Source organism: Modestobacter sp. SYSU DS0657 (genome assembly GCF_054050925.1).
The window spans coordinates 1-10,468 of the sequence record NZ_JBJHAG010000048.1; the positions used below are offsets into that span (position 1 = coordinate 1).

Below are 10,468 nucleotides of genomic sequence, written 5' to 3' on the forward strand. Positions count from 1 at the left end.
GGGGCAGGGGCGTGGCGCCCCTGCCCACCGACCGGTTACTCGCCGGTCGCCTTGGCGATGATCTCCTTGGCGACGTTGGCCGGGACCTCGGCGTACGAGTCGAACACCATGGTGTAACTCGCCCGTCCCTGGGTGCGGCTGCGCAGGTCGCCCACGTAGCCGAACATCTCCGACAGCGGGACCAGGGCCCGGACGACGCGGGCGCCGGAGCGCTCCTCCATCGCCTGGATGGTGCCGCGGCGGGAGTTCAGGTCACCGATGACGTCACCCATGTAGTCCTCGGGGGTGACGACCTCGACGGCCATCATCGGCTCGAGCAGGGCCGGGCTGGCCTTGCGTGCGGCCTCCTTGAAGACCATCGAGCCGGCGATCTTGAAGGCCATCTCCGACGAGTCGACCTCGTGGTACTGCCCGTCGATCAGCGTCGCCTTCACGCCGACCATCGGGTACCCGGCCAGGATGCCGTACTGCATGGCGTCCTGCATGCCGGCGTCGACCGAGGGGATGTACTCGCGCGGGATGCGCCCACCGGTGACGGCGTTCACGAACTCGTAGGTCGGACCGTCGGCCGCGACCTCGAGGGGCTCGATCGTCACCTGCACCTTGGCGAACTGGCCGGACCCACCGGTCTGCTTCTTGTGGGTGTAGTCGACCTTCTCGATCTTCTTGCGGATGGTCTCGCGGTAGGCCACCTGCGGCTTGCCGACGTTGGCCTCGACGCGGAACTCGCGCCGCATGCGGTCGACCAGGATCTCCAGGTGCAGCTCGCCCATGCCCGAGATGACCGTCTGACCGGTCTCCTCGTCGAGGCGGACCTGGAAGGTCGGGTCCTCCTCGGCCAGCTTCTGGATCGCGGTGCCCAGCTTCTCCTGGTCGCCCTTGGTCTTCGGCTCGATGGCCACCGAGATGACCGGGGCCGGGAAGGTCATCGACTCGAGGATCACCGGGTGCTGCGGGTCGCAGAGGGTGTCGCCCGTGGTCGTCTGCTTCATGCCGTTGACGGCCACGATCTCGCCGGCGCCCACGCCCTGGCGCTCTTCGCGCTTGTTGGCGTGCATCTGGTAGATCTTGCCGACCCGCTCCTTGCGGTCCTTGGTGCTGTTCAGCACCGGGGAGCCCGCGTCGAGCTTGCCGGAGTAGACCCGGATGTAGGTGAGCTTGCCCAGGTGCTGGTCGGTCTGGATCTTGAACGCCAGCGCGGAGAAGGGCTCGTCCTCGTCGGCGTGCCGCAGGACCTCGGTCTCGCCGTCGAGCGCGGTGCCGCGGATGGACTCGACGTCCAGCGGGCTCGGCAGGTAGTCGACGACGGCGTCGAGCAGGGGCTGCACGCCCTTGTTCTTGAAGGCGGTACCGGTGAGCACCGGGTTGACCTGACCGGCGATGGTCGCCTTGCGGATGGCGGCCTTGAGGCGCTCGGGGGCGATCTCCTCGCCGCCGAGGTAGTCCTCCATCAGGGCGTCGTCGAAGTCCGCGATGTTCTCGAGGAGCTTCTCGCGGTACTCGGCGGCCTGGTCGGCGAGCTCGGCGGGGATCTCCTCGATGGAGTAGTCCTCACCCATCTTGGTCTCACCGCGCCAGGTGAGTGCGCGCATGTAGACCAGGTCGACGACGCCGATGAAGTCGGCCTCGGCCCCGATGGGCAGCTGCAGGACCAGCGGGTTGGCCGCGAGGCGCTCGACCATCATGTCGACGCAGCGGAAAAAGTCCGCACCCGTGCGGTCGAGCTTGTTGACGAAGCACATGCGCGGGACGCCGTACTTCTCCGCCTGGCGCCACACCTGCTCGGTCTGCGGCTCCACGCCGGCGACGCCGTCGTAGACCGCCACCGCACCGTCGAGCACCCGCAGCGACCGCTCCACCTCGACGGTGAAGTCGACGTGCCCGGGGGTGTCGATGATGTTGATGTCGTGGTCGTTCCAGGAGCACTTCGTCGCGGCGGACGTGATGGTGATGCCGCGCTCCTGCTCCTGCTCCATCCAGTCCATCGTGGCCGCGCCGTCGTGGACCTCACCGATCTTGTAGTTGATGCCGGTGTAGAAGAGGATCCGCTCGGTCGTCGTCGTCTTGCCGGCGTCGATGTGCGCCATGATCCCGATGTTGCGGGTCTTGGCGAGTTGGGCCTCGTTGCTGGCCATTCCCTTACTCCTCTTCCTTCTGGTCCGTGCACGGCGTCCGGGGGTCGCCCGGGTTCACCGCGGGCAGCGGCTGCTGGTGGACCGATGTCACCAGCGGTAGTGCGCGAAGGCCTTGTTCGACTCGGCCATCTTGTGGGTGTCCTCGCGGCGCTTGACGGCGGCGCCCAGACCGTTGCTGGCGTCCAGCAGCTCGTTCATCAGGCGCTCGGTCATCGTCTTCTCCCGGCGCGCCCGGCTGTACTGGATCAGCCAGCGGAGACCGAGGGTGGTGCTGCGGGAGGCGCGCACCTCGATCGGGACCTGGTACGTCGCACCACCGACGCGGCGGCTGCGGACCTCGAGGGCCGGCTTGACGTTGTCCAGCGCACGCTTGAGCGTGACCACCGGGTCGGTGTCGTTCTTGGCGCGGCAGCCCTCGAGGGCGCCGTAGACGATCGCCTCGGCGACCGAGCGCTTGCCGTCGACGAGCACCTTGTTCACCAGCTGGGTGACCAACGGCGACTGGTACACCGGGTCAGCGACGAGCGGACGGCGGGGAGCGGGACCCTTGCGGGGCATGTCAGCTCTTCTCCTTCTTCGCGCCGTACCGGCTGCGAGCCTGCTTGCGGTTGCGGACACCCTGGGTGTCCAGCGAACCGCGGATGATCTTGTATCGGACGCCGGGCAGGTCCTTCACCCGGCCGCCGCGCACGAGCACCATCGAGTGCTCCTGCAGGTTGTGGCCGACGCCCGGGATGTAGGCGGTCACCTCGATGCCACTGGTGAGGCGGACGCGAGCGACCTTGCGCAGCGCCGAGTTCGGCTTCTTCGGCGTCGTCGTGTAGACGCGCGTGCACACGCCGCGGCGCTGAGGGGAGCCCTTCAACGCCGGGGTCTTGGTCTTCTCGACCTTGTCCTCGCGGCCCTTGCGGACCAGCTGCTGGATCGTGGGCATGGGTGGCCTGGATCTCCTGCCTGCGCTGGGTGGTGCTCTGAGTTCTGCTGACGGTGGTGCGGTGATCTCGCGTGCCCGGTCGACCGGCCCGATCCCGGCCGCGTCTTACCGCCCGGCCCCCGCGTTCGGGCGTGTCGCCCTTCGCGAGAACCGGCCAGCTGGTCGGGCCGGACTCGTCGCCCCTCGCGACTCGGCACCGGCCGGTCCACCTGCTGGTGGTCCGGTCCCCGGCACCTCACCGGCGGGGCCGGTGGGCGCTCGAGTGCACCGCGAACGGGGGCAGACCCAGGTGAACCTGGGCACGGCTGACCACGATACCCGGGCATGTGGACCCGGTCAAAGCCGGGTCCCGATGCCTGTGCGGGCACCGGACCAGCCGGCCGTCCGGGGGAGCTCCGGAGCCGCGTCGGGCGTGCCTGGCCGACGGCGGCCCGGGTCACTCCCCGGACGGACAACGGGTTCCGGGTGCCCGGCCACCGCGACACCACCAGGCGCTGACGAACAGGCCGCCCGGGGGTCCGGCGGTGACCGGCCGGGACCGTACCGGCCGCCAATGTAGCCCCGTCGAGGGACGGCTGTCCCCTCCCCCGGGCCCGTGTCGTCGGGCCGGCCCCACCCGAAACGCGCACGGGCGGCGTCCGGCGCGCTTCTGTCGGACCCTGCCCTTACGTTCGGTCTCGACCCGGTGACGTCCTGCCCCTGGAAGGTGCCCGTGCTGCCCGACTCCGCCCGCGAACTGAAGCACCGGCTCTCCCGACGCCTCTCCGAAGGGCCACCCGCGGTCGCCGCCCGGGCCAGCGGGTCTGCGGCCGCGTGGAGCGGCGTGGCCCTGGGGCTGGCACCGGCGGGCCCGGACCAGGTCCACCTGGCCGTCCGGGTCATCGGGCAGGCCGACGCCGCGGTGGTGCTGGCCGGGCTGGGCGAGGCAGCCCTCGCCGAGGTCGACGTCCGGGCGATCGGCGCCGTCCGGGCACTGCGCTCCCCCACCCCGGAGGAGCTGCAGCAGCGGGTCCGGCCACTTCGCCCGGGGCTGTCGGTGGGGCACGAACGGGTGAGCGCCGGGACGCTGGGCGGGTTCGTCCGCCGTCCCGGGACCGACCGGATACTCGTGCTGTCCAACAACCACGTGCTGGCCGCCAGCGACGCCGGGGGCGTCGGCGATCCCGTGCTGCAGCCCGGCCCTGCCGACGGCGGGGGCGGCGACGACCGGATCGGCGTCCTCGCCGGCGCCATCCGGTTCGAGGACCGGCCCGGCAACCGGGTCGATGCCGCTGTGGCGTTGCTCGACCCGGAGGTGGCGGCCGACCCCTCGGCCTTTCCCGGCGGGCCCCTGCTGCCCACGGTGGCCGCTCCGGACGCGGTGGACCCCGACGAGCTGGTGGAGAAGGTCGGCCGGACCACCGGGCACACCCGAGGCCGGGTGACCGCGGTGGAGGTCGACGGCGTCGGCGTCCAGTACGACGGCGGCCGCGTCTTCACCTTCGACGACCAGGTCGAGATCGAGGGGCTCACCGGGGCGTTCAGCGCCGGCGGGGACAGCGGTTCGGTGATCTGGCGCAGCGCCGACCGCGCCCCGCTCGGGCTGCTGTTCGCCGGCTCGGAGTTCGGCGGGAGCGCCGGCGGCGGGGTGACCTTCGCCAACCCGCTGGCCACCGTGCTGAGCCGGCTCGGCGTGGAGTGGGTCGCGGGCTGACGCAGGACGGTCCGGCCCCCGTCCCGGTCAGCGGCTCGGCGCGAGCGGGCGAGCGTCGAGGAGGCCGGAGTCCTCCTACCATGGGCTCGTGTCCGACCGCTCTGCCGCCAGCGCCGCCAAGCGCGCCCTGGCGTCCCGACTCGCCGCCGACCCCGGCGTCGCCGCCGTCGGACTGGCGCGCCAGGACGCCGGCTACGTGGTCCGGGTCGACCTGACCGAGGCCGACGCCGGCGCACGGGTGCCCCACGACGTCGACGGCGTCCAGGTGGTCACGCACGTCGTCGGAGCCGTCCGCCCGCTCTGATGAACGGACCCGGTCCTCCCCACCCCTCGCAAGCTGGGGCGAGCCTCTGGACCGGGCCGATGGCGAAGACTGCCCCGGCACCGACGTGCCGCTAGCCTTCGCGCGTGCGCATCGGGATCCAGGCGAGCTACGCCGGTGACTTCAGGCAGACGGCCGCGGAGGTGCGCGACCTCGAGTCGGCCGGCCTCGACGTGGCCATGGTCGCGGAGGTCTACACCTTCGACGCGGTCAGCCAGCTGGGCTACCTGGCGGCGGTGACCGAACGGGTCGAGCTGATGAGCGGCATCCTGCCGATCTACAGCCGCACGCCGGCGCTCATCGCGATGACCGCCGCCGGACTGGACTTCGTCTCCGGCGGCCGCTTCACGCTCGGGCTCGGCGCCTCCGGCCCGCAGGTGATCGAGGGCTGGCACGGCCTCCCCTACGACGCCCCGCTGCAGCGCACCCGGGCGGTCATCGAGATCTGCCGCCAGGTCTGGCGCCGCGAGCGACTGGTCCACGAGGGCCCGAAGTACACGGTGCCCCTGCCGGCCGAGCAGGGCACCGGCCTCGGCAAACCGCTGAAGCTCATCAACACACCGGTGCGGGACCGGGTGCCGGTGCTCCTCGCCGCCCTGGGGCCGAAGAACGTGCAGCTGGCCGCCGAGATCGCGGAGAAGTGGGAACCCATCTTCTTCCACCCGGAACGCGCCGCGGACGTCTGGGGCGCCTCCCTCGCCGCCGGCCGGGCCGAGCGGGACCCTGCGCTGGGCGACCTGGACGTGGTCGTCGGCGTCCCGGTGGCCATCGGTGAGGACGTCGACCACCTGCTGGACGCCGTCCGACCGGGCATCGCCCTCTACGTCGGGGGCATGGGCGCCAAGGGCAGGAACTTCTACAACGACCTGGCCCGGCGCTACGGCTACGAGGCCGAGGCGGAGGCCATCCAGGACCTCTACCTCGCCGGCCGCAAGGACGAGGCCGCCGCCGCCGTGCCCGAGGACCTGGTCCGCGCGACCTCGTTGATCGGCCCCGAGTCCTACGTGGCCGAGCGGATCGCGGCCTTCGCCGCGGCCGGTGTCACGACCCTGAACCTGCAGCCCCTCGACGACAGCCGCGAGGGTCGCCTCCGGACGGTCGAGCGGATGCGGGCGCTCACCGATCGGTGATCCGGCGCCGGTGCCGGCGCTGGCACCGTCCTGGCTCAGCGCACGTGCTCCTGGCTCACCACCCGCAGTGATCCAGGAGCAAGGACGATCAGCTCTCCTGATCCCCGGGAGGCATCCCGGTGCGGTCGGGGTTGCGTCACGTGACGGCGAGACACAGCAGGGCCCCGGGAGCGTGCGCTCCCGGGGCCCTGCTGTCACTCACTCAGCGCATCAGCGCCAGTCGTACTCCTCCAGCCGGACGGCCTCGCCGGTGCCCGAGCCGAAGACGTCGGGGCTGTAGTACTGCCCGTCGTCGTACCCGGCCATCGTGTACACGGCGGCGCGGGCCTCCTCGGTGGGCTCGACCGTGATGTTCCGGTAGCGGCTGATGCCGGTACCGGCCGGGATCAGCTTCCCGATGATCACGTTCTCCTTGAGCCCGAGCAGGCTGTCGCTCTTGCCCTGGATCGCGGCGTCGGTGAGCACCTTGGTCGTCTCCTGGAAGGAGGCCGCGGACAGCCACGACTCCGTCGCCAGCGACGCCTTGGTGATCCCCATCAGCACCGGACGGGCCGAGGCCGGCTCGCCGCCCTCGGCGACGACCCGACGGTTCTCGGTCTCGAACAGCGTCCGCTCGACCAGCGCACCGGGCAGGAACTCCGTCGCGCCCGAGTCGATGATGGTCACCCGCTTCAGCATCTGCCGGATGATCACCTCGATGTGCTTGTCGTGGATCGACACACCCTGGCTGCGGTAGACCTCCTGGACCTCGCGGACCAGGTGCAGCTGCACCTCGCGCGGGCCCATGATCCGCAGCACCTCGTGCGGGTCGACCGCACCCTCGGTGAGCTGCTCGCCGACCTCGACGTGGCTGCCGTCCTCCACCCGCAGCCGCGAGCGACGCGACAGCTTGTCGTAGACGACCTCGTCGGAGCCGTCGTCCGGGGTGATGGTCAGCTTCCGGAACTGGTCGCCGTCCTCGATCCGGACCGTGCCGGCGAGCTCGGCGATCGGGGCCTTGCCCTTGGGGACGCGGGCCTCGAAGAGCTCCACCACACGCGGCAGACCGTGGGTGATGTCGGCACCGGCCACACCACCGGTGTGGAAGGTGCGCATCGTCAGCTGGGTGCCGGGCTCACCGATCGACTGGGCGGCGATGATGCCGACCGCCTCGCCGACGTCCACGAGCTTGCCCGACGCCAGCGACCGGCCGTAGCAGGTGGCGCAGGTGCCCAGCAGCGACTCACAGGTCAGCACGCAGCGGACCTTGACCTCCGAGACGCCGGCATCGACCAGCGTCTGGATCAGCACGTCGCCCAGGTCGGAGTTGGCCTGCGCGATGACCGTGCCGTCGGCAGCCACCACGTCGGCGGCCAGGGCGCGGGCGTACACGCTGGTCTCCACGTGCGGGTCACGCGTGACGACGCCGTCGGAGACGGTGCCGATCGGCATGATGACGCCGCGCTCGGTGCCGCAGTCCTCCTCGCGGATGATGACGTCCTGCGAGACGTCGACCAGCCGGCGGGTGAGGTACCCGGAGTCGGCGGTCCGGAGCGCGGTGTCCGCCAGGCCCTTGCGGGCACCGTGCGTGGAGATGAAGTACTCCAGCACGGACAGACCCTCCCGGAAGTTGGCCTTGATCGGCCGCGGGATGATCTCGCCCTTCGGGTTGGCCACCAGACCGCGCATGCCGGCGATCTGGCTGATCTGCATCATGTTGCCTCGGGCGCCCGAGTTGACCATGACCCAGACCGGGTTGGTGGTGGGAAAGTTGTCCACCATCGCCTGGCTGACCTCGGCCCGCGCGCGGGTCCAGATCTCGATGAGCTCCGAACGCCGCTCGCCGTCGGTGATGACGCCGCGCTCGTACTGGCGCTCGATCTTCCGCGCCTCGTCCTCGTGCCGGTCCAGGATCTCCTGCTTCACCGGCGGGGTGACGACGTCGTCGATCGCGATCGTCACGCCCGAGCGGGTCGCCCAGCGGAACCCGGCCGACTTGAGGGCGTCCAGCGTCGCCGCCACCTGGACCTTCGGGTAGCGCTCGGCGAGGTCGTTGACGATCGCGCCCAGCGCCTTCTTCGGCACCTGGTAGTTGACGAAGCGGTAGTCCTCCGGCAGGGCCTCGTTGAACAGCACCCGGCCCAGGCTGGTGGAGACGACGGCCGGCTGGCCGGGCTCCCAGCCCTCGGGGGCCTCCCACGGCTCGTTCGGGCCGTTGTCGACGCCGAAGACCTCGTCGAGGCGGATGAGCACCCGCTCCTGCAGACCCAGCGCACCCATGTCGAAGGCCATGACGGCCTCGGACGTGGTCGAGTACGACTTCGGCAGCTCGCCCTCCGCCACCTCCGTCGAGCCGGACAGGCTCGTCAGGTGGTAGAGGCCCAGCACCATGTCCTGGGTCGGCGCGGTGATCGGGCGACCGTCGGCCGGGCTCAGGATGTTGTTGCTGGACAGCATGAGGATGCGGGCCTCGGCCTGCGCCTCGGCCGACAGCGGCAGGTGCACGGCCATCTGGTCGCCGTCGAAGTCCGCGTTGAACGCGGTGCAGACCAGCGGGTGGATCTGGATGGCCTTGCCCTCGACCAGCTGGGGCTCGAAGGCCTGGATGCCCAGACGGTGCAGGGTGGGTGCACGGTTCAGCAGCACCGGGTGCTCGGTGATGACCTCTTCGAGCACGTCCCACACGACCGGCCGCGCGCGCTCCACCATCCGCTTGGCGGACTTGATGTTCTGCGCGTGGTTGAGGTCGACGAGCCGCTTCATCACGAAGGGCTTGAAGAGCTCCAACGCCATCTGCTTGGGCAGACCGCACTGGTGCAGCTTCAGCTGCGGGCCGACGACGATGACCGAACGGCCGGAGTAGTCGACGCGCTTGCCCAGCAGGTTCTGGCGGAACCGGCCCTGCTTGCCCTTGAGCAGGTCGCTCAGGGACTTCAGGGGGCGGTTGCCCGGGCCGGTGACCGGACGGCCGCGCCGGCCGTTGTCGAACAGCGCGTCCACGGACTCCTGGAGCATCCGCTTCTCGTTGTTGACGATGATCTCCGGCGCGCCCAGGTCGAGCAGTCGCTTGAGCCGGTTGTTCCGGTTGATCACCCGGCGGTACAGGTCGTTCATGTCGCTCGTGGCGAAACGGCCACCGTCGAGCTGCACCATCGGGCGCAGGTCCGGCGGGATGACCGGGACGCAGTCCAGCACCATGCCCATGGGCGAGTTCTGGGTCTGCTGGAACGCCGCGACGACCTTCAGCCGCTTCAGCGCGCGCAGCTTGCGCTGGCCCTTGCCGCTGCGGATGGTCTCGCGCAGGGACACGGCCTCGGCGTCGAGGTCGAAGCCGGCGAGGAGCTTCTGCAGGGCCGCGGCACCCATGCCGCCCTCGAAGTACTCACCGAAGCGGTCGCGCAGCTCGCGGTAGAGGCCCTCGTCGGCGATGAGCTGCTTGACCTCGAGCTTGCGGAAGGTGTCCATCACCTCGTCGAGGCGGTCGATCTCCCGCTGGGCGCGGTCGCGCAGCTGGCGCATCTCGCGCTCGCCGCCCTCGCGCACCTTGCGGCGCACGTCGGACTTGGCGCCCTCGGCCTCGAGCTCGGCGAGGTCGGCCTCCAGCTTCTGCTGGCGGGCCTCCACGTCGGCGTCGCGGCGGGTCTCGAGGTTGTGCTTCTCCGCGCTGATCTCGGCCTCGATCGTCGGGAGGTCGCGGTGCCGCGTCTCCTCGTCGACCGAGGTGATCATGTAGGCGGCGAAGTAGATGATCTTCTCGAGGTCCTTGGGCGCCAGGTCGAGCAGGTAGCCCAGGCGGGAGGGGACGCCCTTGAAGAACCAGATGTGGGTGACCGGCGCGGCCAGCTCGATGTGGCCCATCCGCTCACGGCGCACCTTGGCGCGAGTGACCTCGACGCCGCAGCGCTCGCAGATGATGCCCTTGAACCGGACCCGCTTGTACTTCCCGCAGTAGCACTCCCAGTCCCGGGTGGGACCGAAGATCTTCTCGCAGAAGAGACCGTCCTTCTCCGGGCGGAGGGTGCGGTAGTTGATGGTCTCGGGCTTCTTCACCTCGCCGTGCGACCACTGACGGATGTCGTCGCCGCTGGCCAGGCCGATGCGCAGTTCGTCGAAGAAGTTGACGTCGAGCACTGAGTGACCCCTTTCAGGGGCTAGATACTGCACTTTCTGGTGTTGTCGAAGGAGGGCGCCGGGGGGCCGCCCCCCCCCCCCCCGCCCCCCCCCCCCCCCAACACACCCCCCCCCGCCGGCGGGCGGCGGGGGTGTTGTATAAAC

At 70.6% G+C, this 10,468-nt stretch carries 7 protein-coding genes; 3 read left to right on the plus strand and 4 right to left on the minus strand.

Annotated features, from left to right (window positions below; genetic code table 11):
- Positions 1-35: 35 nt before the first annotated feature.
- From fusA to rpsL, 3 genes are all read right to left on the minus strand, one after another.
- Positions 36-2,135, minus strand: a complete 2,100-nt coding sequence (gene fusA, locus ACI79A_RS19310; RefSeq protein ID WP_457085380.1) for an elongation factor G — start codon at positions 2,133-2,135, stop codon at positions 36-38.
- An 87-nt stretch (positions 2,136-2,222) separates the two neighbouring features.
- Positions 2,223-2,693, minus strand: a complete 471-nt coding sequence (gene rpsG, locus ACI79A_RS19315; protein WP_153359813.1) for a 30S ribosomal protein S7 — start codon at positions 2,691-2,693, stop codon at positions 2,223-2,225.
- Position 2,694: 1 nt separating this feature from the next.
- Positions 2,695-3,069, minus strand: coding sequence for a 30S ribosomal protein S12 (rpsL, locus tag ACI79A_RS19320; protein ID WP_153359811.1), 375 nt, complete (start codon positions 3,067-3,069; stop codon positions 2,695-2,697).
- Between the two features lie 712 nt (positions 3,070-3,781).
- Here rpsL and ACI79A_RS19325 point away from each other — a divergent pair.
- The 3 genes from ACI79A_RS19325 (at position 3,782) to ACI79A_RS19335 (ending at position 6,214) form a co-directional block, all read left to right on the plus strand.
- On the plus strand, positions 3,782-4,762 hold the full coding sequence (locus ACI79A_RS19325) for a hypothetical protein (protein WP_457085381.1): 981 nt from the start codon (positions 3,782-3,784) through the stop codon (positions 4,760-4,762).
- An 88-nt stretch (positions 4,763-4,850) separates the two neighbouring features.
- Positions 4,851-5,066 carry a hypothetical protein gene (locus ACI79A_RS19330; RefSeq protein ID WP_457085382.1) on the plus strand — a complete coding sequence of 72 codons (216 nt, stop codon included), beginning with the start codon at positions 4,851-4,853 and terminating at the stop codon, positions 5,064-5,066.
- 104 nt (positions 5,067-5,170) lie between these two features.
- Positions 5,171-6,214 carry an LLM class F420-dependent oxidoreductase gene (locus ACI79A_RS19335; protein WP_457085383.1) on the plus strand — a complete coding sequence of 348 codons (1,044 nt, stop codon included), beginning with the start codon at positions 5,171-5,173 and terminating at the stop codon, positions 6,212-6,214.
- A 210-nt stretch (positions 6,215-6,424) separates the two neighbouring features.
- On the opposite strand, the gene ACI79A_RS19340 is transcribed toward ACI79A_RS19335, so the two are convergent.
- The gene (locus ACI79A_RS19340) at positions 6,425-10,324 is read right to left on the minus strand and encodes a DNA-directed RNA polymerase subunit beta' (protein ID WP_457085384.1); all 3,900 of its coding nucleotides are present in this window, start codon (positions 10,322-10,324) and stop codon (positions 6,425-6,427) included.
- Between the last annotated feature and the right edge of the window lie 144 nt (positions 10,325-10,468).

Coding starts and splice junctions, on each gene's coding strand:
- fusA (WP_457085380.1), bottom strand. CDS start 2,135: ATGGCCAGCAACGAGGCCCAACTCGCCAAGACCCGCAACATCGGGATC.
- rpsG (WP_153359813.1), bottom strand. CDS start 2,693: ATGCCCCGCAAGGGTCCCGCTCCCCGCCGTCCGCTCGTCGCTGACCCG.
- rpsL (WP_153359811.1), bottom strand. CDS start 3,069: ATGCCCACGATCCAGCAGCTGGTCCGCAAGGGCCGCGAGGACAAGGTC.